Below are 25,175 nucleotides of genomic sequence, written 5' to 3'. Positions count from 1 at the left end.
CTGCCGCCATGGTGCAGCAGCTCGGTTTTTAGCAGTGATCACGTCAACAAGGGGAATACAACGATGCGTTATAGCCGAAGAGCGTTTTTGGGCACACTTGCCGCTGCACCTGCGGTTTTGGGGGGCGGGCGTTTGGCCCTGGCCAATCCCGCTAATGCAGCGAACTATCCAGACCGTCCGATCAAATTCGTGGTGCCATTTTCAGCAGGCAGCAGTACCGATATTGCAGCGCGCGTTTACGCGGAGGTGGTCGCGAAAGCCATAAAAGGCGCTTCCGTCGTGGTTGAAAACCGCGCGGGAGCAGGCGGCAATCTGGGCGCCAATGTCATCGCACGCGCCGAGCCGGATGGCTATTCCCTGTTGTATAGCGCGGCGACACCTTATGTCATCGCGCCGTTCGTGTATGCCGACCTGCCTTATGATCCTGCGCGGGATTTTGCGCCGATTGCAGTCACGATCAGTGTGCCGGTGTTTGTGGTGGTCTCGGCCGAGAGCAAGATCCATACCTTGGATGACTTGGCAGCCCATATCAAGGCGAACCCGCAGACCGACAGCTATGCCTCGAACGGTGTGGGGACGTCCAGCCACATCATCTGCAAAAGCCTGGCGGCGGAATTGGGGTATCCCGATCTGTTGCACGTGCCTTACAAACAAGGCTCGCAGGGGGTGATGGCGGATGTCATCGGCGGCCGGTTGACGTATGCGGTGGATCCATGGTCCGTGGTGGGGCCACTGGTGCAGTCTGGACGTTTGCGGGCGATTGCCACGACCAATGGCGAACGGCTTTCGGTAGCTCCCGATATCCCGACGCTGAGCGAGCTGTTGAAGAAAGACTTCACGATTGTGACGTGGAACGGCTTGTGGGCGCCGACAGGGACGCCGCAAAGTATCGTGGACCGCTTGGGACAGGCTTTCGAGGCCGCACGGGATAATAAGCAACTGGTGGAAAATTTCGAACGCCAGGGCACGCCGCTCATGCCAAAGATGTCCCAGGCAGAGACGGCTGCGTTCATGGCCCAGGAAAGCCAGCGCTGGAAGAAATTGGTCCAGGTCGCGGGCATCCACGTTTAAAGCTTTTCCGCTACGCCGATACCACTGCCCGCTTTTCGCGGGCAGCGTCCCGCAGATGGGTGCGCATCATGCTGGAGGCTTTTTCCAGTTGCCCCGCCAGCAGCAGATCAATCAACACCAGGTGTTCCTCGCAACGGCGCAACGCCTGTTGCCGGTCCACGGCTTTACGGTATTCCATCAACCGGCGAACGCGGTTGATGCGCCGCAGTGAATCCAGAATAAAAGTGTTGCCGCAGCACGCCGCAATGGTTTCGTGCAGCCGCGTGTTGGCGTCGAAAATCTGCGCTGGCGATACATGATGCACTTCGCTGTTGACCAGGGATTGTTGTTCCTGGCGGCATTGTTTCAGCCCAGCTTCGTCGATGCGAAACGTAGGTTCCAGAATCGCGGCCGGCTCGACCAGGATGCGGTATCGATAACTGTCCGCATAAGCGACCGACGACGTCATGACCTCGGTAAAGGCCCAGCCATGGCCGGGCAACCGTTCCATCCAGCCTTCGTTTGAAATGCGGCGCAGTATGTCGGTGAGCTGGCTGCGCGTGACCTCGTAGCGGCGCATCAATTCATTTTCAGATACTCGCGCGGGCAGCTTGCCATCGAGCCGTTCCTGCGCAATGCGCAGGTAGAGGTCTTCCTGGTCGGACGTGCTGATCAGGGCCGTGGGTTTGACCTGGAGCGCGCCTGCGCCAACTACGAATCCGCCGTCGGGATGGGGATCGATCAATGCCTGGTCGGCTAATTGCCGCAGCGCCGTGCGCACCGGGGATCGAGACACCCGCAGTGCCTCGGCCAGACTGCGTTCGGACAAACGTGTCCCTGCCGGCATCGACTGAGCATTGATCCGCTGAAGGATATCGGTGGCGAGTTGAGACTGAAGGGATTGGGACATGCGCTCAATGGAAAGGGAATGCCTGCCTATCGTATCTCAGTGCCAGCGAGAGGCGCACGTTTGACGATGCCGGGTTCGTCCGGGGCGATGGTTCGGTTTCAAAATTTGCTTGCGCCGGGGTTTGAATGAATGGTACTTTATTTTAACAAAAGACCACTCGATTGTTTCCAGGGCCGATACCCCGGAGCGCTCAGCCGAGACGCTTCCCTTGATTAGGCAGTTCACATGTCCTCTGTTGTGACCGTTTTGCCAGCCCATGCCTGTGACTGCCACGTGCATGTGTTTTGCCCCGAGCGCTATCCCTATGACGCCGGCAGGGCTTATACCCCCGCGGCGGCACCAGTCCAGGCGTTACGGCAGTGGCAGTCCTCGCTGGGCATTGAGCGAGCAGTGCTGGTGCAGCCCAGTTGCTACGGACTGGATAACCGCGCCATGTGCCAGGCATTGCGAACGTTGGGCGTGGAGCGGGCTCGTGGCGTTGCTGTCGTGGATCCCGCCACCGTGCCTGAATCGGAGCTGGATGCGTTGCAGGACCAAGGGGTAAGAGGCGTGCGTTTGAATTTTCATGTGCATGCCGCCATGGATCCGTCGGTGTTGATTCAGAGCTTTCAGTCGGCAGCAGATCGGATCAGCGGGCGTGGCTGGCATGTGCAATTGCACGTCGATAGCGATACGTTGGCTGTGTTGGCGCCGGTGTTGCGGAATGCGAAAGTGCCTGTCGTACTGGATCATTTTGGCGGCGGTGCTGCATCGATGAAAACGCTGGCCTTGCTATTGCCCTGCCGTCATGTGTGGATGAAGCTTTCGGCGCCGTATCGGGTGTCGCAGGTGGCCGAGTACGCTGACTTGGCGTCCATGGTGCGCGAGTGCCTGGAGATCGCGCCGGATCGCCTGGTATGGGCATCCGATTGGCCGCATACCGGCGGGAATGGCCAGCGCAAGGGCGCAGTGCCGGAGATCGAGCCGTTCCGAGAGGTGGACGTGGCGGCCATGCTGATGTTGTTACGCAAGTGGGTCTCGGACCCGCAGCAATTCAACGCGTTGATGGTCGACAACCCTGCGCGTCTCTATGGCTTCGATCTTTGATTTGGCTATGTGTCCGTGCAGGTAAGCGTCATGCACGGGTTGTTTTTTAAAGGAATGTACTCATGATCAAGACAAGCTCCAATGCGGTGCTGATCCAACCGGAAACGGTTCAAAAACATGACCGAGGCGGTGGTGCGAGCACGACGCCGCTGGTCACGCGCGACGTCGGTGCGACTGCGTTCATTACCGGCTATACCGAGTTTCAGGGCGGCGCGCAGATTCCTTTTCATCATCACAACTGCGAGGAAAGTGTGATGCTGGTCGAGGGGAATGCGATCTTTGACATCGATGGCGAGGAGTTCGTGGTCAAGGCGCAGGACGTCACGTTTATTCCGCCAGGGGTGCCGCATCGATTTCGTAATGCATCGCAGACCGAGCCTATGAAGATTCTGTGGATTTACGGCTCGCAGAATGCCACTCGCACATTGGTAGACAGCGGCGAAACGCGGCCCATTGCGGCGGAGCATGGCAGCCAAGGCTAATCACCTGGAACTGCCCTGGGCGGCGTGAATGGTCACGGTGCCTGGCTCGTTCAGGGTGAGGATGCGCATGACGCTGCAAGCACAACAAATAAGCGGTTATTTTTTAGGATAGGAACATGAAATTCTTGGTGCTGCCCGGTGATGGTATCGGGCCCGAAATTGTCGAAGCCTCCGTTAACGTGCTCAAGGCCGCTGATCAGCGCTATGGCCTGGACCTCTCTTTCGTGTACGAGGATGTGGGTTTTGTCAGCCTGGAAAAACATGGCACGACACTGCGTGAAGAGGTGCTGCAGGGCGCGCGCGCCTACGATGGCATTATTCTGGGCACGCAATCGCATGCAGACTATCCCGCCCCGGAAAAGGGTGGTCGCAATATTTCGGGCACATTTCGCGTGGGCCTGGATCTGTACGCCAACGTCCGGCCGGCGCGTACACGTGAGAGTATCCCCAGCAATATGCGCGCGGGCCGCAAGATGGATCTGGTGATCATGCGCGAGGCGACCGAGGGTTTCTATCCGGATAGGAATATGGCGCGCGGTTGGGGCGAAATGATGCCGTCGCCCGATATGGCATTGTCCGTGCGCAAGATCACGCGTCATTGCAGCGAGCGTATTGCCCGTCGTGCTTTCGAGCTGGCGATGAAACGCCGAAAAAAAGTGACCGCTATCCACAAAGCAAATAGCTTTCACATGACGGACGGGCTGTTTCTGGAGTGCGTACGCAACGTCGCAGCGGAGTTTCCTGAGGTGGCATTGGATGATCTGCTGGTCGATGCTTCGACCGCGCATCTGGTGAAATCGCCGGAGCGCTTTGACGTACTGGTGGCCGAGAATTTTTATGGCGATATCCTTTCCGATCTGGCCAGCGAGCTGTCGGGCAGCCTGGGCCTGGCGGGTTCGGTAATGGCAGGCGATGATCTATGTTGCGCACAGGCTCAACATGGCTCGGCGCCCGACATCCAGGGACAGGACAAGGCCAATCCTACGTCCATGATTCTGTCAGTGGCGATGCTGTTGGATTGGGTGGGCGAGCACCGCCAATTGGAAAACTACGCAAAGGCCGCGCAGGCGATCCATACCGCCGTTGATCGGGTGTTGGACGATCCGGCCACGCGTACGCCGGATATTGGCGGCAGCATAGGGACTCAAGCGTTTGGCGCCGCAGTGGCCAAACAGTTGTGATTCTGAACTAAGCATATCGCCGTCAAGGTGGCCGTTCGAGCCACCTGCCGGTTGAGTGAGGAGACATCAATGAATATTGCACGTTTGCGTGCGGCACTATGTGCTGCACTGGGGATGGTTGCGCCTGTTGTGGCGATGGCGGGTAATGGGCCGGATGGGTATCCGGCACGCCCGGTGACGGTGGTCGTGCCGTTTTCTCCGGGAGGCGGCAGCGATAATATCGCGCGTTATATCGCCTCGCGCTTGAACGACAGGCTAGGCGCCAGCGTGATTGTGGAAAATCGTCCCGGTGCAGGTACCAATATCGGCAACGAGTTCGTTGCACGTGCGGCGGCCGATGGCTACACGTTGTTATTCGGCCAGGTGACTTTGTCCATCAACCCGTCTCTGTATCCGAAACTGCGTTATGACGTGACGCAGGACTTCACTCCCATTGCCCATATCGCGAACTCGCCGACAGTGCTTTTGGTCAGCGCGACCAGTTCTTTCAAAGACGTCAAGACGTTTACCACGTATGCCAAACAGCATCCTGGCGAGGTCAACTACGGCTCTGGTGGCGCGGGGACCTCCGTGCATTTGGCAGGGTATCTGTTTGCATCGCAGAACACGCTCGATATGCAGCATGTGCCCTATAAGGGCAGCGGCCCCGCGATGGTGGATCTGATCGGTGGGCAGATACAGGCCATGTTCGATACCGCACCCTCGGCAGTGCCGCAAGTCGCAGGCGGCAAGGTGAAGGTTCTGGCGGTGACGGGCGATCAGCCGCTGGAGGCATTGCCTGGCGTGCCCACGTTTGCCCAGGCGGGGTATCCGCAATTCAATGCACCGGTCTGGTATGGATTGTTGGCGCCGACAGGGGTGGCAAAGCCCATTGTGTCCTACTTGAACGAACAGGTGAATCTGATTCTGGACGAACCGGAAACCCGGCAACGTCTGGCGCAACTGGGATCGATGCCCGTAAAAGGCAGTCCGGAGGCATTCGGGCGATTTATCGCTCAGGAGTCCGATCGCTGGCGCGCCGTGGTGCAGAGTGCCGGGGTGACGAAAGACTAGGCTGAAGCGGGGAACTTCAAATACGTTAAAGTATCTGGATTCGTCCGTGCGCAATCTCGTTCCCCCAAGGCTCCCTGAATAATGAAGCAGTCCAATTCCCCCCGCCGCCTGATTGTCGGCATTACCGGTGCGACCGGGGTGGTTTACGGTATACGCGCGCTGCAAGTGCTGCGTGAGCTCGGCATCGAGACTCACTTGGTGGTGTCGCGGGCCGGGGAAATGACGCGCGAATACGAAACTCAGCTGAGCCGGCGAGATTTGCATGCCTTGGCAGATGTCGTGTATCCCATTAACGATGTTGGAGCGGCAATCGCCAGCGGCTCATTTCGCACGATGGGCATGCTGATTGCTCCGTGTTCGGTACGCAGTCTGGCCGAGGTCGCCACCGGCGTGACGACGTCGCTGCTGACGCGCGCAGCCGACGTGGTGCTGAAAGAGCGCCGTACGCTGGTGATGATGGTGCGCGAGGCGCCGCTGCATGCAGGTCATCTGCGTAATATGCTGACGGCAACGGAGATGGGGGCGATCATCCATCCCCCTGTCCCGGCGTTTTATACGAATCCCAAGTCCATCGAGGACATTGTGGATCAATCGTTGGGACGCGCGCTGGATTGTTTTGGCTTGGACATGCCTAATATGCCGCGCTGGGGCGAGGTGCCGAATGCGGTGGAGATCGGCGATATCGATGACGATGACGATCAAGCCGATCAAGACTCAAAACGGTAGCCTACGCCGTCGATGGACTCGTAGAAACGTACATCGCCTGCCGAAACCGCTTGTTGAAAGGGCACGAGGGCCATCCATCCCACGGTATCTCCGTTCACATTGACCGGACGCAGGATGGAGCTGCGATTGGCGTCAGGATTGCCAACGATGAATGAATAGTCGCGATCCAGCAGCGCGAAACGCAGGATGGCTCCCGTTTGGTCGGACACTGGCGGCGCGAGCCGGGGCTGATCCGGAAGGGGATCGGGGCGCATGAATTCAAACCAGGGCTGCAGATTGTCGGTGCGCAGAAAATCCCAGCTGCCATGGGCTTGATAGGCTTGGGCGATGCGCGGTATGACCGACAGCATGCGGCTTTCCCCTTGTTCGTTCAGATAGCCCAGGAAGCCGCGCTGGAAACTGATACGCGAGGCAAAGTTGTTGATCAGCAGCACGATCGCGCACGAGACGAGGACTGCCAGAAACAACTTGGACGTGATGCCGAGCTTCATAGTCGGGCGTGGGAAAAGAGGCATAAAGCGAAATTTTGCACCATGAAATGGGAAAAGCTCCGTTTCAGACGAGAAATCCACATTTGCTTCATATTGCTGGGTCGACGCATCGATCAGAGATTGCAGATTGTGGGCTGCCTGAAGGCTTTGCGGCAGGTCCTTGCATCAACACCCCGTCGGAATGTATTAGCCCGTTGATGATAGCGATGCAGCGGTGAAGTCCCCTCTGTCCTGCCATATAGGCAGAGTGTGCCAGTTTGCAGGAAACCCCATACTCGACATGGAGACGTCATGCGAGGTGATGAGATGTTTTAGACGTGTTCGCCAACAATGACTGGGCGAGATCAGATCGATGCAATGCAAGAGAAAGGCTAACGCGTTGTAGAGCTTGCGGGAGCCGTGTTGAAGCTGGGGGCGAGTTCTGCGGGTTTCTTGCGGGGCAGTAGTGGAGTGATGGTGAATTCACGCGTGATCGGCCTCGAAAGGGAGCCAATAAGCGCTCAAGCGATAGTAATTGAGGTGCTGCAGGGAAAACGCAGCGGCTGTCGGATCATCAACGATCATGCCGCGGCGTTGCAGTTGTATGACCTGCTGAGCGTGAGTAGTGGCAGGTTTGCCAAAGGGGCGTTTCATCGCCTGCCCGTCAATGCGTTCGGCATTGAGAGCCCTGGCGGCCCAAAAAAGTAACCCGCCGGTTTGAGGGTACGTTTGTGCGCAGAGCCTTGGCGGGTTTTGTTATAGGGAATTTTACGTGAGACAGACCTATTCGGGCAAGAGTGGGGGACTCGCCCAAAGAGGATAGGGCGGGTTGAAGCCAGTTTTGCCAGCATAATGACTTGCTCGGGCGTTGGATTGGACGGGAATCAGTAGACACGCTGAGCGCCTGTTCCCGAGATGCTATCCGCATTAAATTAATGCCTGGACGTTTAGCCAGTATTGGACTCAAATCAGACCAATCCCGCGGTCTTGCGGCTATGCCGCTTCCCCTCTCGGTAGGAGCGACGCGGATTCTTGGAGCAAAGGATGAGACATACCCCCGTTATTTTGAGTGTCGCGTTTATCTTTTCGTTGGCCAGTAGCGGTGTCTGGGCACAGCAGCCGGCGCCCGCTAAAGCCGAGGCTGCGGCGACCAACAAAGCGCCCGCGCGCGATCCCTTTTTCTGGCTGGGGGAAATCAACAAAGCCACCGCGGTGATCAATACCGACGAGGGACTGCTGGATAAGGCGCTGGGCGCCCGCCTGGCTGCAGGTGTTGCCAAGGTCATCAACGACGGTAATCAGCCCGGCGCAAAACGGCCCTCCACCGTGATTACGTTTGAGCCGCTGTTGATCAAGGCGGCGGGGCAGGACATCACGCTATTGCATGCCGGACGATCCAGCCAGGATATGCATGCGACCTACCGTAGCGCGATCCTGCGCGACAAACTGCTGGAGCTGGCCGATCAACTGAATGCCACCTCGACGACGCTGGTGAATCTGGCGGCTAAACACGCCGATACCGTCGTGCCCAACTATACGAACGGTGTGGCGGCGCAGCCCAATAGCTACGGCCATTATTTGCTGGGCCATGCAGCGGGCCTGGATCGTGACGCGCAGCGTATTCGCGAGGCCTACGCGCGGATTGACCGTTCCCCCATGGGGACGACGGTGCTTAATGGCACGAGCTGGCCGCTGGATCGCAAACGTATGGCCCAGTACCTGGGCTTTGAGGCGGTGGTGGACAACGCCTACGATGCGGCGCAGATATCGGCGATGGATCAACCGGTCGAAGTGGGGGCTATCGTCACCAGCATCGCCTTGCATACGGGCAACTTTATCGAGGACGTGATGACGCAGTACGCGCAGCCGCGACCATGGATCCTGTTGCAGGAGGGCAGCGGCAATACCTATGTATCCAGCGCGATGCCTCAGAAACGCAATCCCGGTTTGCTGAACAGCACGCGCAGCGACGCCTCGACGGCGGTGACATTGGCGATGGGGCCGGTCTGGCAGACGCATAACATCACACCGGGCATGAGTGACCCGAAAGACGACAAGCAGAATGCCGCCATGGTCGATAGCGCCATCGTCGTGTTAAAGCGCTGGGATCGCGTCTTGAAAGCCCTGGTGGTGAGCCCGGAACGGGCGTTGGAAGAGCTCAACAGCGATTGGACGGCATCCCAGGAACTGGCCGATGTGCTGATGCGTAAATACAAGCTGCCATTCCGGGTTGGCCATCACTTTGCCTCGGAGGTAGTGGACTATGCCAAGACCAATAACATCAAGCCCCTGGATTTTCCGTATGAACAGGCTCGCCGGATCTATGCTGAGGCGGTGAAGGGCACAGACTATCCTGCCGAGCTGCAGATGAGCGAAGCCGAGTTTCGCTCGACACTGGATCCGGTGGCGATCGTGAAAAACCGCCACACCTCGGGCGGCCCGCAGCCGGCGGAAATGCAACGGATGCTGAAAGAGGCAAATGAGCGTTTGACGGCCCAGGCGGCGTGGATACAAGCGCGTCGCGATCACATCAAGAATTCCCTGGCGGATCTGGATCGGCAATTCGACCAGTTGGCAGCGACTGCGCCGGCGCAGTGACTGTGCGGTGCGTGGCCACCCGTCGTCCAGGCGGGTTAGCCGCTCTGCTCATGGACGGGGATGGCGGCGCAGGAGAGATTTCGGTGAGAAGTGCGGGGGAGCCCCGTCATCTGCCTGACGGGGTTTTTAGTTAACTAAAATTCGTGATTTCCGTTGATGTGAAATTTGTCATATGACATGGTTTTCCCAGTAATATGACGGCTTACGACGCCGCATTGCAGGAGAATACCTTGAAAGCCAGCCCCCCCGCTCCGACGAAGAAAAAGACGCTTTCGTCTCAGGTCGCGGATGAGCTGCGTGCCCAGATCGAAGGCGGTATCTACGCGCCGGGCGACAAGCTGCCGACCGAGCAAGTCCTGGTGGAGAAATTCGGCTTTAGCCGGACCGTGATCCGCGAGGCCGTGGCGACCCTGCGCGCCGATGGCTTGCTGGAGTCCCGCCAGGGCGCGGGCGTGTTTGTGCTGGGACCGCAGCAGTCGGACGAAACCCTGACCCTGTTTTCGCACGCCAGTGACAAAATCTCGGACATCATCGAGGAACTGGAATTGCGCATCGGTATCGAGGTTGAGGCGGCCGGTCTGGCAGCCGCTCGCAGCTCTCCGGCGCAAGAGGCGGCAATCCAGGCTGAATTGGATCAGTTTGCACAATTGATTGCCGAGGGAAAATCGACCGATGAATCGGATTTTCGCTTTCATATGGCGATCGCTGCGGCTACCAATAACAGCCGGTTCAAGACCTTCCTAGAGCACATCGGGCGCCGGATGATCCCGCGGGTCAAGCTGCGTACGGTAATGGGGGGCATCGACCCGCTGCCCAGCCGGGACCACACGATATTGGCCGAACACGAAGAAATCGCCGATGCGATTTTTGCCAGTGACGTCGACCGGGCGCGGGACGCCATGCGACGGCACCTGTTGATCGGGATCCAGCGCTATCGTTTGCTGACCCGGCGTAGTGCGCACCCCACACCCGTCGAAGTCGATTGACTTGTTTTCAAAATTCATAATATGATTTGTTCAGAATTCATATTATGACCTAGTGAGGATCACATGACACCGCAAGAACTCAAGACCCGCATCGCCTCCGGACTGTTGTCGTTTCCCGTCACCCACTTCAAAGACGATTTCAGCTTGAACCTGGACAGCTACCAGGAACACGTAGGCTGGTTGTCGGGCTATGACGCCGCCGCGCTGTTTGCCGCGGGCGGCACCGGTGAAATGTTCTCGTTGACCCCCGAGGAAATCGGCGAGGTCACCCGCGCCGCCAAGTCGGTTGCTGGCAATGTCCCCATTATTTCCGGTTGCGGCTATGGCACCGCCATCGCCAAAGACATCGCCCGCCGTGCCGAAGACGCTGGCGCCGACGGTCTGCTGTTGCTGCCTCACTACCTGATGGAAGCGCCCCAAGAAGGGATCTATCAACACGTCAAAGCCGTGTGCGATTCCACCCGCCTGGGCGTCATCATTTACAACCGTGCCAACTCGGTGGCGACGGCTGACACGGTGGCTCGTCTGGCCGATGCTTGCCCCAACCTGGTGGGCTTCAAGGACGGCACCGGCAAGACCGATCTGGTCCGCCACATCACGGCCAAGCTGGGCGATCGCCTGTCTTACATCGGCGGTATGCCCACGCACGAATTGTTCGCCCAGGGCTTCAACGGTCTGGGCCTGAGCACCTACTCGTCGGCCGTGTTCAACTTTGTGCCCGAGTTGGCTCTGCGTTTCTACAACGCCTTGAACGCCAACGACAATGCGACCATGGCCAAGATCCTGGACGATTTCTTCTTCCCGTTCGCCCAACTGCGTGATCGCCAAAAGGGTTATGCCGTGTCGATCATCAAGGCCGGTGTTGAATTGATCGGCCACAAGCCGGGGCCGGTTCGTGCGCCGTTGACCAACCTGACGGCTGAAGAGAAAGCGCAACTGAAGGCGCTGATCGAACGCGCCGGCAAGTAAGCCCACATGAGCCGCCTGTGGTAATGCAGGCTCGAACTAGCCCTCCCGTAAAACGGAGGGCTTTTTTGTGGTGTGCCTGGCTGAGGATGTCTGCTGGAGCGGGACAAATCCTTCACTTGACCGACCAGGAGCAGTGTTAGCCGAAGAATGATCAGATCCTATCGCTGTGATGAGGCCTTGTGCAAAGGAATGATGGAGCAATGTCTGATTTTTATGGGGATGCGAGCGTTCGCGTCGTCGATAGGACTCATACGCCTACACTGCCCATTTCAAAATGCCTCAGTTGTTCGCAGTCGTGCGACGACTTTGTATTCCTCAGAGGTTTCGAGGCTAAATTTTTCTTATTAGCGAAATGTGGAGGAGTTATGCGTGAGCTCACGTTACATGAGATCTCTAGTGCTGGTGGTGCGAGCGCCCTGGGACCTGCCGTGGGCGGATCAGAGGGGATGTATATCGCTTCTGCCGCTGTGGGGTCGGTTGCGACTACCGCAGGTTATGTCGTTGGTGCATCGCTGATGGGCCCGGTAGCTCGCGTCGGGATCGTCAAGGCGATGGCTTATGGCGGGGTTCTTCCGTTCTTTGCTGATCTGTATTTGGCGGGAAGTGATACGTCGACTCGAATGGGCCGATCTGCGCTTTTAGGTGCAGCATCGGGCTTGATAGCATCGATTTCACATTACGAGGACCAAGTCGTTACAGCAGCCTATTTCTCGCAGCAATCTCACAACACGCCTATGCTGGGGCGCTAAAATTGGGACAAGGCGGCCGTACGTCTTGTCCAAACCGACGAAAGCCGTGATGCCCTTGGGGTGCATCACGGCTTCGGCTTTTGAGGCCCGGTCAGGGCTGCATGGGCGGGAAATAGCTCAGCGTTGCGCCGAGCAGCCATAGCAAGCCAAGCACCAGCGGGATATGCACCAGCAACTGCACGAACGTGAATCCGATCAGGTCCCGCGCCTTCAGGCCCAGTACGCCTAGCAGCGGCAGCATATAGAACGGGTTGATCAGGTTGGGCAAGGCCTCGGCAGCGTTATAGATCTGTACCGCCCAGCCCAGGTGATACTGCAAATCGTTGGCGACTTGCATGACGTACGGGGCCTCGATGATCCACTTTCCGCCGCCTGACGGAATGAAGAACCCCAATATCGCCGAATACACACCCATGAGCAACGCATAGGTATCGTGCGAGGCGATCTGTACAAAGAAATCTGAAATGTGGTGGGCCAGGGTGGATCCGTCGGCGCCCTGTACTGTCGTCATGATGGCGGCGATGGAGCCGTACAACGGGAACTGAATCAGCACACCTGTCGTGGTCGGCACGGCGCGAGCGACGGCGTCCAGAAAGCTGCGCGGCCGCCAGTGCAGCAGCGCGCCCGCCATCAGGAACAGCAGGTTATAGGTGTTCAGCCCCGAGATGGCGAGGATGGCGGGCTTGGTCGCGAATTCGTGCCAAAGCCATCCACCCGCGAGGGCTACCAGAACGAGAATCAGGAACGGGCTGTATTCCAGCCATTCGCCCGGGCGCGTGCGCTTGGGCAGCTCGGGCACCACCACGACCGGATCGATGCCGCAGGCTGCGGCGTCTTTGGCGCTCTGGTCGCCGGGGGCAGTCATATACGACACGATGATGGAAACAATCACCAGCGCCAGGAGCATGACGCCCGACTGCCACAGGAAAATGGTCTCGGTAAAAGGAATCACACCGGTGATGGCCAGTATCGACGGCGGCAAGCTGGCCGGGTTGGCCTGCAATTGTGCTGCCGATGATGACAGGCCCAACGCCCACACCGCGCCCAAGCCCAGATAGGCGGCGGCGCCGGCGGCACGGTAATCCATTTTGATGTCCGTGCGGCGAGCCAGCGCTTTAACCAGCAGCCCGCCGAATACCAGACTCAATCCCCAGTTCAGCAGCGAGGCCAGCATGGAGATGAAGGCCACCCATGCAACGGCAGAGCGGCCGTTACGGGGCACTCTCGCCAGAACGTCGATCAAACGCGAGGCGGGTTTGGAGCTCGCCACCACATAGCCCCCGATCACCACGAACGCCATCTGCATGGTGAACGGAATCAGGCTCCAGAATCCATCCCCGAATGCCTTGGCCGCAGCGGCAGCGGGAGCTCCCATCGCCAACGCGGCTACGACGACGATCAAGACGGCAACCGTGGCGAATACCCAGGAATCGGGGAACCAGCGTTCTGCCCAACTGGCACAACGCATGGCGAACCGGGCGGACCGGCTTTCCTGTACTGAAACAGCCATACCAACATCTCCAATTACATAATTACTGTGTTTCCGCACGCTTATTGCAGGGGCGATGGTCATGCCCCGGAAATTGTGCTTCGCGAATGTACATCAGAAAGTAATGTGCGTATTGGAGATGGATATGACAAAAGCGCTATAACGGACGATTCGCAGGGTGTGGAGCAAGTCCGCAAGAAAGATGGACCAAGCTGATCAGGACGCGAATATTCCGATTGATTGACGACAGGCCCAGTTGCGTAGCGTCTGGGCCTGTCATCTGCTGGAGGAATATGCCATGGGGTTGCCCCGGGGTTGAGGTCATTCAGGTGTTCTAATCCCGGTTGCCTCGACCGCCTCCGTGGTCGCCACCGCCGCCGCCACCACCTCGGCGCTCCTGTTGTTGGCGCGATTGCTGCTGACGCTGCGCTTGTTGCTGCTGTTGACGCGCCTGCTGCTGACGCTGCGCTTGCTGCTGTTGACGAGCTTGTTGCTGACGTTGCTCTTGTTGCTGTTGACGAGCTTGTTGTTGACGTTGCTCTTGTTGCTGTTGACGAGCTTGTTGTTGACGTTGCTCTTGTTGCTGTTGACGCGCCTGTTGCTGCCGCTGCTCTTGCTGCCGTTGCTGGCGATCTTGTTGCTCGCGTTGCTTTCGTTGCTGCTGTTGGCGAGCTTGCTGTTGACGTTGTTCGTTCTGCCGCTGTTGACGATCCTGCAGCTGGCGTTGTTCTTCCTGCCGCTGCTGGCGACCTTGTTGCTCGCGTTGTTCTCGCTGTTGCTGTTGACGAGCTTGCTGCTGGCGCTGCTCATCCTGCCGTTGCTGGCGTTCCTGTTGCTGACGTTGCTCTTGAGCACGTCGTCCATCATCGCCACGGTTGGCATTCTGGTTCTGTTGAAAATCGCGCCGATCAGGCTGCCCGTTCGGACGGTGATCGTTGTCGCCTCGTCCTGGTTGCCCCGGACGCTGATCACCGCGTTGCGCATGATCGCGATCGTCATCGCGTCGCTGATTCTGGCGTTCGCGCGCCTCGACGGTGCGACGATGTTCGCGGTCGATTTGCCGTTCTCTGTCGGTGGGGCGGCGTTGAATGCCGTCCCTGCCGCCGTGGTAGCTGATACGACGGTTATCTACGTTGTTGACCACGACCTTGCGGTTATAGACGTTCGTGACGCGATGCACGTCGATATGGTTGACCTCGCGGTTGTAGTAAAAGCGATTGCTCTTCCAATAGCCGCCGTGGTATCCCGAGCCGATATAGCCAAAGCCATAATTGATGCCGCCGTAATAGCCTACCTGGCGGCCCCAGTAACCCGGATGCCAGCGATAGAGGTTGCCGACGAAACCCCAATAACCCGGCGTCCAGAGTGCGCCGATGAAAGGCGGCATGATCCAGGCGCCAGGCACCCAGTAATACCCGCCATGATTAATCGCCCAATAGCCGGGCGTCCAGATATAGCCTGGGCCGGGAATCATCGGCTGATCGTAGACGGGCAGCGGTGGTGGCGGCGCGTCCCATGCGTTGACGCCGATGCTGATCGAGACATCGGCCGCCGCGGCCGGTAGCGGTGCAGCCAGCGTGGCGAGCAGCGAGCCCGATATCAAGACGCCAGCGGATAGTCGTTTTAATGTATTCATGATGATCTCCCGTGGGGAAAATCAGTATCTATAGTAGCGAGGGCCAGAGTGGTAGTAATACGGTGGGGGCCCCGGTTGAGAATAATAGCCCCGACCGCCACGATAGTGATCGTGCCCGCCTCTGTGGTGATGCGGCACCACAATGCATCCTGCCAACGTGGTGACGGCGATGAACAATATGGCGAGGGTTCTCATGATGGTAGCTCCTTTAACGTCGTGCCGGTAATGCACAGACGCGCCTATTTAGGCATAGAGCAAGGGGCTGCGTTCGATTCTGTAATCGTTTAGAAATTACTTAATCGTGACGAATGCACATATTCGTGACGGAGTGTATGCCGCCCGTGACAATCGGCGTTGCATACCCCTGGAGCGGGCGAAGTATTTGCAAGTGTGCGTAAGCGATGTATCCGTACCGTGACAGGTGCAGGACGAGATTTTGCGGCTCTGGCGGATAGGTATATTGCATCGTTGCACCGCGCAAGGATGCGCGGCGTATCGATTGCCCGAGCGGAGAGATAAAACGTTTCCGGGCGATTGCCGGAAACGCCAAGCTCAATAGGCGGCGGAAGAAGCGGCTGGCGCTGCAGAAGAGGCGCCGGGCGCCTGGAACTGTGCGGCCAATCGACGGGCGGCGCCAGCATAGACCAAGACATCCACACCCGTGGCGACAAAGGTGCATCCCAGGTCCAGGTAGCGTCGTGCCAACGCCGGGTCCGAGGTCAATGTGCCTGCTGCCTTGCCGCTGGCGATGATGGTTTTCATGGCGTTTTCGATGGCAGCCTGCACGGCGGGGTTTTCTGGATGCCCGCGAAAGCCCATGGACGCTGCCAGATCCGCCGGACCGATAAATACGCCGTCTACACCTGGTACCGCGCAGATGCTCTCCAGGTTGTTGAGCGCCGTGACGGTTTCGACTTGGACGAGCAGGCAGATTTCGTCGTCGGCGACATCCAGATAGTCGCTGCGCTGCGCCCAGCGCGACGCGCGCGCAACGGCGCTGCCGACACCGCGTACGCCCTCGGGGGGGTAGCGCGTTGCCGAGACGACGGCTTTGGCTTGTTCGGCAGTGTCTACCATGGGCACCAGAATGCTCTTGGCGCCTATGTCCAGCACCTGTTTGATGAGCGCGGTTTCTCCCGCCACGACACGTACGACGGGCTGCGAGCGATAGGGAGCGATGGATTGCAATGCCGCCAGGACGCTGCGCAGATCGTTGGGGGCGTGTTCGCCATCGATCAACAGCCAGTCAAATCCCGCTGTGGCTGAGACTTCGGCCAGATAGGGATCCGCCATGGAAAGCCATAGCCCGATTTGTGCCTGACCTGCCGTCAAGGCGGATTTAAAGGAGTTGTCTGCGGACATGTGAAAGCGCCTATGTGAAAAAAGGGAAGCGGGGCCGTTATGGTCTCAGAGTATCGGCTCAACTCACAATACCTAAATGCCACGGAACGAATTCGTAGCTGCCCAGGCCTAGCATTTCGCTTTTGGTGCGTTCGCCAGAGGCTGCGCTCAGAATGCGTTCGAAGATCCGCTGGCCCATGGCGTCAATGTCCAGTTCGCCGTCGAGTACGACACCGCAGTTGATGTCCATGTCGTCCTGCAGCCGCGAATACATGGCGGTGTTGCTGGCGAGTTTCAGCGTGGGAGCAGGCTTGGAGCCGAACATGGAACCGCGTCCCGTGGTGAAGCAGATCATGTTTGCGCCGCTGGCGATTTGTCCGGTGACTGCCACGGGATCGTAGCCTGGGGAATCCATAAACACGAACCCTGCTTTATCGATCGGTTCCGCGTATTCGTAGACCGCCTGCAGAGGAGTTGTCCCACCCTTCATCGCAGAGCCTAGCGATTTTTCAAAGATATTGGCCAAGCCGCCTTGTTGATTGCCGTGGCCGACCACGCCATTGAATTGGGCGTTGTGGCCGGCAGTGTATTGTTCCCACCAGGCGAGGCGATCGAGGAGTTTCTTGCCGACTTCAGGCGTGACGGCACGGCGGGTCAACATGTATTCGACGCCATGGATTTCGGGCGTTTCCGACAGAATCGCGGTGCCGCCGTGGCGTACCAGGATATCCATGGCGGCACCCAATGCCGGGTTGGCCGTGATAGCGGAGAATCCATCGGAGCCGCCGCATTCGAGCCCGATTTTGAGGTGGCTCGCCGACACCGTCTGGCGTTGTGCGGCATTGGCGGCGGGCAGCATTTCCTCGATGGCGCGAATGCCGGCGGCGATTGTGGCGCGCGTGCCGCCGCTGTCCTGCATGACCAGCGTGCGCAGCCGGGAGCTCGATGCCAGGTTTTGCGATTCTACGAGAGAGGCAACCTGATTGCGCTCACAGCCCAATCCCACAATGAGCACGCCGGCCAGATTCGGATGGCGGGCATAGCCGGCCAGTGTGCGTCTCAGTACGTCAAAGTGTTCGCTGGGCGACGACATGCCGCAGCCGCTGGTCTGCGCAAACGCCGCCACGCCGTCGACGTTCGGAAAGGCGGCCAGACGCTCGGCAGTGAAGTGATTGGCGATATGGTTGATGACGGTAGCGGAACAATTGACCGAGGCAATGATTCCGATGAAATTACGCGTGCCGACCCGCCCGTCCGGGCGCAGGTAACCCTGAAATGTCGCGCGCTCGTGATCGGGCAAAAGCGTCACGGGGCGCATGTCTTGGCAGAAGGCGGGGTCGCGGTCGAAATCCACCAGCGCCAGGTTATGGGTATGCACATGTTCGCCGGCTTCGATGTCGCGTGCAGCGACGCCGATGACGGTGTCGTATTTGCGTACCGGTGCGCCGGCCGGGATGTGGCACGCTGCGATTTTGTGTCCGCCGGGGACCTGCGCGCGCAGGCGCAGCCCCAGTTCGCCAATGGCCATGCCTAATGCCAGCGTCTGTTTGGCGATCAAGACATTGTCGTTGGCGTGCAACCGTATCAGAGGAAGGTTATTCACTGCGGCATCAACCCTTTTGCAGCAAGGCTTTGAGTTTCAGGCTGTCTATCAATGCGGTCTCTTGCTGGTAGACCTCTGCCACGTAGGCTTTGTAGTCGGGGCCGTCCAGGTACATGACGGGGGCATCGATGCGACTGGCGACCTGCTTGAACGTGTCGCTCTCGACAGCAGCGCGAAAGGCGTCGCGCAGCTTGTTTTCGACGTCGGGCGGCAGTCCTTTGGGAGCGCCGACACCGTTGGGGGCTTCTACGACGACGTCGTAACCGAGCTCTTTCAACGTGGGGGTCTGGTTAAAGCGCGGCGTGCGCTCGGCGCCCCATGTCGCCAGCAGGCGTAGTTTTCCCGACTCGACATGGGGAGCCCAGGAACTGGAGTCCGCGAGCAGGTCGACCTGGCCGCCGAGCAGATCTTGCAGTGCGGCCGAGCCGCCTTTGTAGGCGATGGGATTGAATTGCACCCCGGCAGCCATGGCGAACTGTTCCATGCCCACGTGAGTGGCGCCGCCTACGCCTGCATGTCCGTAGGTGACGCGGCCGGGGTTGGCTTTGGCGTAGGCGACGACCTCTTGCAGGGATTTAAAGGGTGAGCTGGCCAGTACCGCGATGCCGAACGTCTGGCCAGACGTGCGAGCCAGATAGGTCAAGTCGTTGCGCGGGTCCAATTGCAGCATGCCCAGCTGCGAAAACCGGGTGACCGAGATCGGGATTTGGCCGATGGTGTAGCCGTCAGGCTGGGCCTGCGCCAGGGCCGCGGTTCCTATCATGCCAGAAGCGCCCGCACGGTTCTCGACGACGATGGAGACGCCCAGTTTGCTGGAAGCCACCTGACAGAGCGCGCGCATCGATTGATCTGCCGTGCCACCGACGGGCCAGGGACAGATGAATGTGATGGGCCGCGAAGGATAGCTGGCGGCGCGGACTGATAGCGGGGCGAGCAGGCTGGCCACGCCAGCACAGGCTGCGCCTGCCAGTAACCGGCGGCGCTGATGATCCAGGGGGAATGCGGGCTTCATGGGGGCGTCTCCTTGGTTTTTATACGATCGTCAGCGGGTTGTCGTGCTCGTATGGCTTGCTGTGATCGACGGCCATTTTGTGGGAGGTTTTTATAACAATCCAATAAAATGAGTGCATCTTTAGATAACATAATTGTTATGTAAAGACTGTTCCCCTCCATTGCCCGATTACAAAGGCCGTTTATCGTCATGGCACATTTGGACCGCGTGTTCCGTTCAAATCTGAAGTTGCGACATTTGCAGTTGGTCGTAGCGCTGGATGAGTTTCGCCATTTAGGGCGAACGGCAGAATTCCTGGCCGTCAGCCAGCCTGCAGTGTCTCGTATGTTGTCCGAGGTTGAGTCCATGTTGGGGCTGACTCTGTTCGAACGTTCATCGCGTGGGACGGAGCCTACTCTGGCGGGCGAGCCTGTGGTGCGTTTTGCGCGCGGCGTGTTGGCACAATATGAGCGTACGCGTGACGAGATCGATGCCGCTGCCAGCGGCGCGGTGGGCAAGACGCGAGTCGGGGCGATGGCGGTGACAGTGCCTGTGTTGTTGACCCAGGCCGTTGAGCGTCTGAAGCTCCGGTCCCCGCGCGCGACAGTTTTGGTCGAAGAAGGCGACCTGACCCATTTGCTGCCTAAATTGCGTTTGGGAGAATTGGATTTTTTTGTGGGCCGCTTGGAGCCCGGCTATGCCGCCCCGGATTTATCTACGGAAGTGTTGTACGAGGAACCGATGGTGGCGGTGGGGGCGAGAAAGAGCGCCATCGCGAAAAAGCGGACTCCGACCTGGGCGGATATCGCGGCCTTGCCCTGTGTCATGCCGCCGCCGTGGGCATCACTGCGTGTCAAACTGGAGCAGCAGTTTCATCGGCACGATGTGACTCCGTCGACCGATTTGATAGAGACGTCCTCGTATTTGACGGCACTGGCATGTGTCGGACAGCGAGGCGCTGTAGGTTTTCTGGCACAGTTTGCAGCGCAGTATTTTGAGCAGCAAGGCCTGTGCCGGGTCTTGAATATTCCGCTGGAGGTATCGGTCCCGCCCGTGGGGGTGATGACCTTGCGTGAGGCGAAACTCTCGGCCAGCAGCCGGCAGTTGTTGAAATGTTTGCGAGAGGTGGCGCGGGTACTGAGCGCTTAACTGTCTGCTTTGGGTGCTTTCTTCTTGGCGGCTTTTGCAGGGCTTTTGGTGCTTTTCGCGGCTTTGCCCGCACCGCGTTTGGTTTCTTTCGCCGGCGGCTCGCTGCTCATTTGCAGTTGCTCCACCCAAGCCAGCGTATCCAGGTAACTCAAGAATTGGTGCAAGTAACCCGGCGAGACATCGCGCATGTATGCCAGGGCGCGGTGCACCAGATGATTTGAGTTCAGCGGTCCCGCGTTTTCGTGGACTTGCTCTTCGGACTGGCGTACTTGCCGATTCGCGCTGACGCGAGACCACGTCGAACGGAACTCGTCGAGTACCGGAAGCTCCGGGTAGCGTTCTCGCAGATTGCCGACGCTGGTGGCAAACGTGCGCGTGTGGTCGGCGGGCGTCAACGCTGCGAGGTGAGCGAGCAGTCCGGTGAGAGCGCCTTCGCGGGATGTCGCTGTGGCGGCTGCCGTAGTGCCGGTATTGGCCGCATCTTCTATGCGCGCACCATATTGCTGGAGTAATTGCGCCAGCCTCGCGTGCAGTACGCGCTGTGTATTCTCGTCAGTCAGGCCTGCTGCTCGATTCGCCATGGTCTGGATGAGTTGAAATCGCACCGGATCCAGACGATCAGCGCCCTGTTCGCGCCAAGCGTCCAAGGTCTGTTGAATGTCGGCAGGCTGGGCGTTACTCACTGGTCGCAGCCCCCGCATTGGAGGATTTCGGAATCGGGGCGATCTCTACGCGGCGGTTGTTGGCGCGGCCTGCCTCGTCCGTGTTGGCAGCGACGGGGCGTTGTTCTCCAAAGGCGGCAGCGAACACGATCTCTGGCGAGATCCCGTCGTTGATCAGGGCGCGCGTTACCGTCAATGCACGTTGCGCGGAGAGTTCCCAATTATCGGCAAAGCGTCGATTGTTCTCGTGGATAGGCTGGTCATCGGTAAAGCCGCTCACCATCAGGACTTCGTCATGCTCTTTCAGATAGGCGGACAGCGGAGCGATCAGGCTTTGCAGGACCTTGCGGCCTTCGGGTTGCAGTTGATCGGAATTCAGCGCAAAAAGCACGCTGCCGCTGATACCGATGCGGCCATCTATCAGCGTGACCTGGCCCGCGGCCAAGGGCACGGCCAATGCGTGTTCCAGGGCTTCGCGGCGCTGCGTTTCCACCTCGCGCTGCTGGACTTCGGTTTCCAGTTTGCTGGACAGGTCCAGGCGTTTTTTGACTTCGGTCTCGAGTTTGGTGGACAGCTCCAACTGCATGCCGATGACGCCGACCAGGATCAGCACAAAGGCGCCCAGCAGCACCGACATCAAGTCGCCGAATACCGCCCACGCAGGGGCGGAGGGCTCTACGCCCGCGTCGATGTCGTCTTTCATGCGGAGGCTTCGCTATTGGCTGCAGTCTGTTGGGCGGCAAGCAGTTGCAAGTCTTCGATGATCTGTTTCTGCGACATGACGCTCAGATCCACGACTTCGCGAGCCTGTGCAACGTAATAGGCCAACTGTTCATCACTGCGCGCCATGGATTTCTCCAGGGCGGTTTCGATGCGCTCCAGGTGTTCGACCAACTTGTCGTTGGACTGGCTGAAAAGCTGCACCGCGGTGCCGAAGGCTTCGCCCAGGCTGGCGACTTCGACGGCGCTGCCGGTGATGGTCGCGGCAGCGTCAGTCAGTTTGACCGTTTCTGTCTGGGCGGTGTCGGTGAATTGCGAGCCGACGCGTTCCAGCAGCTGGGACGAGCTGGAGATGAGCGAGTCCACGGCATCGCGTTGCTGCGTCGAGGCATGATTCACTGCATCGAGCAGCGTGCTGAGGGTTTCCATCAGGCGGTTGCGCTCGTCGAGCAATTCGTTGTCGCGGGCCATGCCATCGGACAGCTTTTGACGCAGCTCGGAGATCACCGAGGCAGCGGCGCGAGGAGCTTCGGCGGCCGTCTGCACCAACTGCGCGACTTCGGCAATCGTGTCGCGTGCCTGGGTCTGCGTGTGGGACGACAGTTCCTGTGCGGTTCGGATCAGCGTGTCGCAGATTTCCTGCTGACGGCTGGTCGTCTGGGCGCTGACTTGTTCCCATTCCTGGCGCAGTGCGTAGGCGGTGTTCTCCAGAGACACATTCAACGAGGATGCAATGTCGTCGAACGAGTTGTGCAACGTGGACGCGGTGTTTTCCAGCGTGACGGTCAGGGTGGAGGTCGTGCCCGTCAGCGAGGCGTTCAAGGACGCCGCAGTGTCCTCCATGGAGGCGTTCAACGCGGTGGTGGTCTTTTCGAGCGAGTCATTCAGCGCGGTCGCGGTGGTTTCCAGCGAGGTGCTCAGTGTGCTTGCTGTGCTTTCCAACGAGGTATTCCAGGTCGATGCGATGTGATCGAGCGTGGCTTTCCAGTTGTCCAGACGTTGTTGGTCCTGGGCAATCAGCTGGGCTTGCAGATCGGCGTGCGATTGGCGCAGTTCTGCGATGACGTCGGCTGCAGCCTTGGGCGCCTCGGAGACGATATGCAGCAGCTGGGATACCTCGGTGATGGTGTCGCGTGCGTGAGCTTGCGTTTGCGAGGTCAGTTCCTGCGCTGTCTGGGCCAGCGTCTCGCGGATGGCTTGCTGATGCTCGGCAGCCCGCGAACTGGTCTGCTCCCATTCCTGGCGCAGCGTCGAGACGGTGTCTTTCAACGAGGTGTCCAATGAGGACGACAGGCTCTCGAAAGACGTATGCAATGTGGATGCCGTGTCCGCCATCGACGTATGCAGCGCGCCTGCCGTGGTTTCCAGAGAGGTATTCCAGTTCGATGCGATGTGATCGAGCGAGGCCTTCCAGTTGTCCAGGCGCTGTTGATCCTGGGCAATCAGTTGGGCCTGCAGATCGGCGTGCGATTGGCGCAGCTCGGCGATGACGCTGGCAGCGGCCTTGGGGGCCTCAGAAACGGTATGCAGCAGCTGGGACACTTCGGTAATGGTGTCGCGAGCGTGAGCCTGCGTTTGTGCGGTCAGTTCCTGGGCAGTCTGGGCCAGGGTATCGCAGATGAGTTGCTGGCGTTCGGTGGCGTGCGCGCTCGCTTGTTCCCACTCTTGGCGCAGTGTCGAGGTCGCGTCCTTCATCGACGAGCCCAGCGCGGATCCGATGTGATCGAGCGAGGCCTTCCAGTTGTCCAGGCGTTGTTGATCCTGGGCAATCAGCTGGGCCTGCAGGTCGGCATGCGATTGGCGCAGCTCGGCGATGACGCTGGCGGCTGCCTTGGGGGCTTCGGAAACGGTATGCAGCAGCTGGGACACTTCGGTAATGGTGTCGCGAGCATGAGCCTGCGTTTGCGCGGTCAGCTCCTGGGCAGTTTGAGCCAGGGTATCGCAGATGGCCTGTTGGCGTTCAACGGCGTGAGCGCTGGCTTGTTGCCATTCTTGGCGCATCGCCGAGGCGGTGCCTTGCAGTGAGGTATCCAGCGACGACGCGATCCCCGCGATCGATGTTTGCAAGGCAGACGCGGTATTTTCCAGCGACGCGTTCAATCCGGAGGCGACTTGGTCGAATGACGCTTTCCAGGTATCCAGGCGTTGCTGATCGTGCGCGGCCAGCTTGTTTTGCAGCGCTGTATGGGACTGGTCCACGCTGCGCAGCAAAGCCGAGGCGTGCTGTTCCAAACTGGCGGTGGCGGCTGTCAGCGCGCGTTGGTTGTCGTCTGCCAGTTTGGTGTTGGCTTGCTGCTGTTGCGACAGGGCCTGATTCCAGATATCAGCAACAGATGAGGTGGTTGCTTCGAAACGGCCGGACAGGTTTTCCAACTGTTGGCGAACGGCAATGGCCAGGGTGTCTTGCCAGGCGCTGGTTTCGCGCGCCAAGCCTGCCAGTGTGGCTTGCACGGCAGGCTGGATGGCCTCGCCGGCCATGCGAGCGCTGTCGATGACGCTTTGCTTGAGCGATTGTTCGATGGACGAGGCCAGGCCAGTGTACGCGGTCTCGGTCTTGCCGTAAAAGGCGTCCTGGCTGGCGGCCAGGCGGTCATGCAGGGCTTGGCTCTGCTTTTCCATGGACGTCATCATGGCTTGCAGGCGTTCGACCAGCAGGGGCATGGCCTCGGCTTGCTGCTGCATCAGTTTGTAGGTCTGTTCGCCATGATGGTTCTGGGAATAGGGCCGCAACGTGGTTGCGATCATGACGTCGAGTTGTTGCGCCGCCTGAATACGCGAGCGCCGGCAAAGCGTGGCCAGCAAACCTAATGCTGCGGAGGTCGCTACGCCGGCGACCGAGGTGCCGAACGCGAAACCCAGACCCTGGACGGGAGCGGCGAGAGACGCGCGGATCGCTTGCAGATCGACGGCGCTCTCCAGGGCAACGCCCGTGCCGCGCAAGGTGGCGACCATCCCCAGGAAAGTCCCGAGCATCCCGAGCAACACCAGCATTCCCACCAGATAGGGCGTCAGCGTGGGGCCGGGCAGGGCGACGCGCTGGCCCTCGATGCGCAGGCGCGTCGCGCCGCGCAGGCTGGGGTGCAATTGGCTCAGCCAGCTGTCCAGGCTCGATGGCGCCACAGTCAGGCTGCCGACGGCATGGGATAGCGTGTCGGTACTGCGCTGATAGCGTTGCAGTTCTATGACCCCGGTCAGATAGACGAGACCAATCAGGACAATGATGGCTAACGCCAGCAGGTTGGTGCCTATGTAACCGGCACCGATCCAGCCTACAACGGCCAGACCGGCCAGGAAAACGACGAGAGAGATGATTGTTCGGGTCAT

General features: G+C 59.3%; 22 protein-coding genes. 11 read left to right on the top strand and 11 right to left on the bottom strand.

Annotation, left to right across the window (positions count from 1 at the left end; all coding sequences use genetic code 11):
• Positions 1 to 63 precede the first annotated feature (63 nt).
• Positions 64 to 1,071: a Bug family tripartite tricarboxylate transporter substrate binding protein gene (locus ACNA0I_RS19470; protein WP_415807689.1), complete on the top strand. Its 1,008-nt coding sequence runs from the start codon at positions 64 to 66 to the stop codon at positions 1,069 to 1,071.
• 10 nt (positions 1,072 to 1,081) lie between these two features.
• Here ACNA0I_RS19470 and ACNA0I_RS19465 read toward each other — a convergent pair whose 3' ends face one another.
• Positions 1,082 to 1,960, bottom strand: coding sequence for a GntR family transcriptional regulator (locus ACNA0I_RS19465; RefSeq protein ID WP_415807688.1), 879 nt, complete (start codon positions 1,958 to 1,960; stop codon positions 1,082 to 1,084).
• A 225-nt stretch (positions 1,961 to 2,185) separates the two neighbouring features.
• On the opposite strand from ACNA0I_RS19465, the gene ACNA0I_RS19460 reads away from it, so the two are divergent.
• The 5 genes from ACNA0I_RS19460 (at position 2,186) to ACNA0I_RS19440 (ending at position 6,488) form a co-directional block, all read left to right on the top strand.
• On the top strand, positions 2,186 to 3,046 hold the full coding sequence (locus ACNA0I_RS19460; protein WP_415807687.1) for an amidohydrolase family protein: 861 nt from the start codon (positions 2,186 to 2,188) through the stop codon (positions 3,044 to 3,046).
• 62 nt (positions 3,047 to 3,108) lie between these two features.
• Positions 3,109 to 3,528: a cupin domain-containing protein gene (locus tag ACNA0I_RS19455; protein WP_415807686.1), complete on the top strand. Its 420-nt coding sequence runs from the start codon at positions 3,109 to 3,111 to the stop codon at positions 3,526 to 3,528.
• Positions 3,529 to 3,644: 116 nt separating this feature from the next.
• On the top strand, positions 3,645 to 4,709 hold the full coding sequence (locus tag ACNA0I_RS19450) for an isocitrate/isopropylmalate dehydrogenase family protein (protein WP_415807685.1): 1,065 nt from the start codon (positions 3,645 to 3,647) through the stop codon (positions 4,707 to 4,709).
• A 69-nt stretch (positions 4,710 to 4,778) separates the two neighbouring features.
• On the top strand, positions 4,779 to 5,762 hold the full coding sequence (locus ACNA0I_RS19445) for a Bug family tripartite tricarboxylate transporter substrate binding protein (protein ID WP_415807684.1): 984 nt from the start codon (positions 4,779 to 4,781) through the stop codon (positions 5,760 to 5,762).
• Between the two features lie 81 nt (positions 5,763 to 5,843).
• Positions 5,844 to 6,488, top strand: a complete 645-nt coding sequence (locus tag ACNA0I_RS19440) for a UbiX family flavin prenyltransferase (RefSeq protein ID WP_415807683.1) — start codon at positions 5,844 to 5,846, stop codon at positions 6,486 to 6,488.
• Here the strand turns inward: ACNA0I_RS19440 and ACNA0I_RS19435 are convergent.
• Together ACNA0I_RS19435 and ACNA0I_RS19430 are read right to left on the bottom strand one after the other, a co-directional pair.
• A complete protein-coding gene (locus ACNA0I_RS19435) occupies positions 6,470 to 6,979 on the bottom strand; it encodes a sensor histidine kinase (RefSeq protein ID WP_415807682.1) in 510 nt (169 codons plus the stop codon). The two genes, ACNA0I_RS19440 and ACNA0I_RS19435, sit on opposite strands and share 19 nt — an antisense overlap.
• Before the next feature lie 462 nt (positions 6,980 to 7,441).
• A complete protein-coding gene (locus tag ACNA0I_RS19430) occupies positions 7,442 to 7,612 on the bottom strand; it encodes a hypothetical protein (protein WP_415807681.1) in 171 nt (56 codons plus the stop codon).
• Between the two features lie 390 nt (positions 7,613 to 8,002).
• On the opposite strand from ACNA0I_RS19430, the gene ACNA0I_RS19425 reads away from it, so the two are divergent.
• The 4 genes from ACNA0I_RS19425 to ACNA0I_RS19410 all read left to right on the top strand — a co-directional run bounded on the left by ACNA0I_RS19425 (position 8,003) and on the right by ACNA0I_RS19410 (position 12,260).
• The gene (locus ACNA0I_RS19425) at positions 8,003 to 9,556 is read left to right on the top strand and encodes an argininosuccinate lyase (protein ID WP_415807680.1); all 1,554 of its coding nucleotides are present in this window, start codon (positions 8,003 to 8,005) and stop codon (positions 9,554 to 9,556) included.
• Between the two features lie 230 nt (positions 9,557 to 9,786).
• Positions 9,787 to 10,542 carry a FadR/GntR family transcriptional regulator gene (locus ACNA0I_RS19420; protein WP_415807679.1) on the top strand — a complete coding sequence of 252 codons (756 nt, stop codon included), beginning with the start codon at positions 9,787 to 9,789 and terminating at the stop codon, positions 10,540 to 10,542.
• Between the two features lie 63 nt (positions 10,543 to 10,605).
• Positions 10,606 to 11,511 (top strand): 5-dehydro-4-deoxyglucarate dehydratase, encoded by a 906-nt coding sequence (gene kdgD, locus ACNA0I_RS19415; RefSeq protein WP_415807678.1) that lies wholly within the window; start codon positions 10,606 to 10,608, stop codon positions 11,509 to 11,511.
• 200 nt (positions 11,512 to 11,711) lie between these two features.
• Complete coding sequence (locus ACNA0I_RS19410; protein ID WP_415807677.1) at positions 11,712 to 12,260, top strand: hypothetical protein; 549 nt, start codon at positions 11,712 to 11,714, stop codon at positions 12,258 to 12,260.
• Between the two features lie 91 nt (positions 12,261 to 12,351).
• On the opposite strand, the gene ACNA0I_RS19405 is transcribed toward ACNA0I_RS19410, so the two are convergent.
• The 5 genes from ACNA0I_RS19405 to ACNA0I_RS19385 form a co-directional block, all read right to left on the bottom strand.
• The gene (locus tag ACNA0I_RS19405) at positions 12,352 to 13,770 is read right to left on the bottom strand and encodes a short-chain fatty acid transporter (RefSeq protein WP_415807676.1); all 1,419 of its coding nucleotides are present in this window, start codon (positions 13,768 to 13,770) and stop codon (positions 12,352 to 12,354) included.
• Between the two features lie 313 nt (positions 13,771 to 14,083).
• Positions 14,084 to 15,385 (bottom strand): YXWGXW repeat-containing protein, encoded by a 1,302-nt coding sequence (locus ACNA0I_RS19400; protein ID WP_415807675.1) that lies wholly within the window; start codon positions 15,383 to 15,385, stop codon positions 14,084 to 14,086.
• 552 nt (positions 15,386 to 15,937) lie between these two features.
• On the bottom strand, positions 15,938 to 16,747 hold the full coding sequence (hpaI, locus tag ACNA0I_RS19395; RefSeq protein WP_415807674.1) for a 4-hydroxy-2-oxoheptanedioate aldolase: 810 nt from the start codon (positions 16,745 to 16,747) through the stop codon (positions 15,938 to 15,940).
• Positions 16,748 to 16,805: 58 nt separating this feature from the next.
• Entirely contained in the window at positions 16,806 to 18,329 is a 1,524-nt protein-coding gene (locus ACNA0I_RS19390; protein ID WP_415807673.1) for a UxaA family hydrolase, read from the bottom strand.
• A gap of 7 nt (positions 18,330 to 18,336) precedes the next feature.
• Positions 18,337 to 19,341: a Bug family tripartite tricarboxylate transporter substrate binding protein gene (locus tag ACNA0I_RS19385; RefSeq protein WP_415807672.1), complete on the bottom strand. Its 1,005-nt coding sequence runs from the start codon at positions 19,339 to 19,341 to the stop codon at positions 18,337 to 18,339.
• A gap of 189 nt (positions 19,342 to 19,530) precedes the next feature.
• On the opposite strand from ACNA0I_RS19385, the gene ACNA0I_RS19380 reads away from it, so the two are divergent.
• Positions 19,531 to 20,469 carry a LysR substrate-binding domain-containing protein gene (locus ACNA0I_RS19380; protein ID WP_415807671.1) on the top strand — a complete coding sequence of 313 codons (939 nt, stop codon included), beginning with the start codon at positions 19,531 to 19,533 and terminating at the stop codon, positions 20,467 to 20,469.
• On the opposite strand, the gene ACNA0I_RS19375 is transcribed toward ACNA0I_RS19380, so the two are convergent.
• Genes ACNA0I_RS19375 through ACNA0I_RS19365 form a run of 3 tightly spaced genes read right to left on the bottom strand, consistent with a single transcriptional unit; the run spans position 20,466 to position 25,175 of the window.
• Positions 20,466 to 21,152 carry a DUF2894 domain-containing protein gene (locus ACNA0I_RS19375; protein ID WP_415807670.1) on the bottom strand — a complete coding sequence of 229 codons (687 nt, stop codon included), beginning with the start codon at positions 21,150 to 21,152 and terminating at the stop codon, positions 20,466 to 20,468. The genes ACNA0I_RS19380 and ACNA0I_RS19375 overlap by 4 nt on opposite strands.
• Positions 21,145 to 21,834, bottom strand: coding sequence for an OmpA family protein (locus tag ACNA0I_RS19370; protein WP_415807669.1), 690 nt, complete (start codon positions 21,832 to 21,834; stop codon positions 21,145 to 21,147). Before ACNA0I_RS19370 ends, ACNA0I_RS19375 begins: the two co-directional genes overlap by 8 nt.
• On the bottom strand, positions 21,831 to 25,175 hold the full coding sequence (locus ACNA0I_RS19365; RefSeq protein ID WP_415807668.1) for a DUF802 domain-containing protein: 3,345 nt from the start codon (positions 25,173 to 25,175) through the stop codon (positions 21,831 to 21,833). Before ACNA0I_RS19365 ends, ACNA0I_RS19370 begins: the two co-directional genes overlap by 4 nt.

The sequence above is a fragment of the Bordetella muralis genome (genome assembly GCF_965139205.1).
Lineage (GTDB): Bacteria > Pseudomonadota > Gammaproteobacteria > Burkholderiales > Burkholderiaceae_B > Bordetella_A > Bordetella_A muralis.
This window is presented reverse-complemented; position numbering and strand designations above follow the sequence as displayed.

What these genes read in the sequence shown, in the direction of transcription:
- ACNA0I_RS19425 (WP_415807680.1), top strand. Translation starts at nt 8,003, where the DNA reads ATGAGACATACCCCCGTTATTTTGAGTGTCGCGTTTATCTTTTCGTTG.
- ACNA0I_RS19380 (WP_415807671.1), top strand. Translation starts at nt 19,531, where the DNA reads ATGGCACATTTGGACCGCGTGTTCCGTTCAAATCTGAAGTTGCGACAT.
- ACNA0I_RS19385 (WP_415807672.1), bottom strand. Translation starts at nt 19,341, where the DNA reads ATGAAGCCCGCATTCCCCCTGGATCATCAGCGCCGCCGGTTACTGGCA.
- ACNA0I_RS19400 (WP_415807675.1), bottom strand. Translation starts at nt 15,385, where the DNA reads ATGAATACATTAAAACGACTATCCGCTGGCGTCTTGATATCGGGCTCG.
- ACNA0I_RS19460 (WP_415807687.1), top strand. Translation starts at nt 2,186, where the DNA reads ATGTCCTCTGTTGTGACCGTTTTGCCAGCCCATGCCTGTGACTGCCAC.
- hpaI (WP_415807674.1), bottom strand. Translation starts at nt 16,747, where the DNA reads ATGTCCGCAGACAACTCCTTTAAATCCGCCTTGACGGCAGGTCAGGCA.
- ACNA0I_RS19370 (WP_415807669.1), bottom strand. Translation starts at nt 21,834, where the DNA reads ATGAAAGACGACATCGACGCGGGCGTAGAGCCCTCCGCCCCTGCGTGG.
- ACNA0I_RS19470 (WP_415807689.1), top strand. Translation starts at nt 64, where the DNA reads ATGCGTTATAGCCGAAGAGCGTTTTTGGGCACACTTGCCGCTGCACCT.
- ACNA0I_RS19405 (WP_415807676.1), bottom strand. Translation starts at nt 13,770, where the DNA reads ATGGCTGTTTCAGTACAGGAAAGCCGGTCCGCCCGGTTCGCCATGCGT.
- ACNA0I_RS19455 (WP_415807686.1), top strand. Translation starts at nt 3,109, where the DNA reads ATGATCAAGACAAGCTCCAATGCGGTGCTGATCCAACCGGAAACGGTT.
- ACNA0I_RS19430 (WP_415807681.1), bottom strand. Translation starts at nt 7,612, where the DNA reads ATGAAACGCCCCTTTGGCAAACCTGCCACTACTCACGCTCAGCAGGTC.
- ACNA0I_RS19435 (WP_415807682.1), bottom strand. Translation starts at nt 6,979, where the DNA reads ATGAAGCTCGGCATCACGTCCAAGTTGTTTCTGGCAGTCCTCGTCTCG.
- kdgD (WP_415807678.1), top strand. Translation starts at nt 10,606, where the DNA reads ATGACACCGCAAGAACTCAAGACCCGCATCGCCTCCGGACTGTTGTCG.
- ACNA0I_RS19410 (WP_415807677.1), top strand. Translation starts at nt 11,712, where the DNA reads ATGTCTGATTTTTATGGGGATGCGAGCGTTCGCGTCGTCGATAGGACT.
- ACNA0I_RS19365 (WP_415807668.1), bottom strand. Translation starts at nt 25,175, where the DNA reads ATGACCCGAACAATCATCTCTCTCGTCGTTTTCCTGGCCGGTCTGGCC.
- ACNA0I_RS19445 (WP_415807684.1), top strand. Translation starts at nt 4,779, where the DNA reads ATGAATATTGCACGTTTGCGTGCGGCACTATGTGCTGCACTGGGGATG.
- ACNA0I_RS19440 (WP_415807683.1), top strand. Translation starts at nt 5,844, where the DNA reads ATGAAGCAGTCCAATTCCCCCCGCCGCCTGATTGTCGGCATTACCGGT.
- ACNA0I_RS19465 (WP_415807688.1), bottom strand. Translation starts at nt 1,960, where the DNA reads ATGTCCCAATCCCTTCAGTCTCAACTCGCCACCGATATCCTTCAGCGG.
- ACNA0I_RS19450 (WP_415807685.1), top strand. Translation starts at nt 3,645, where the DNA reads ATGAAATTCTTGGTGCTGCCCGGTGATGGTATCGGGCCCGAAATTGTC.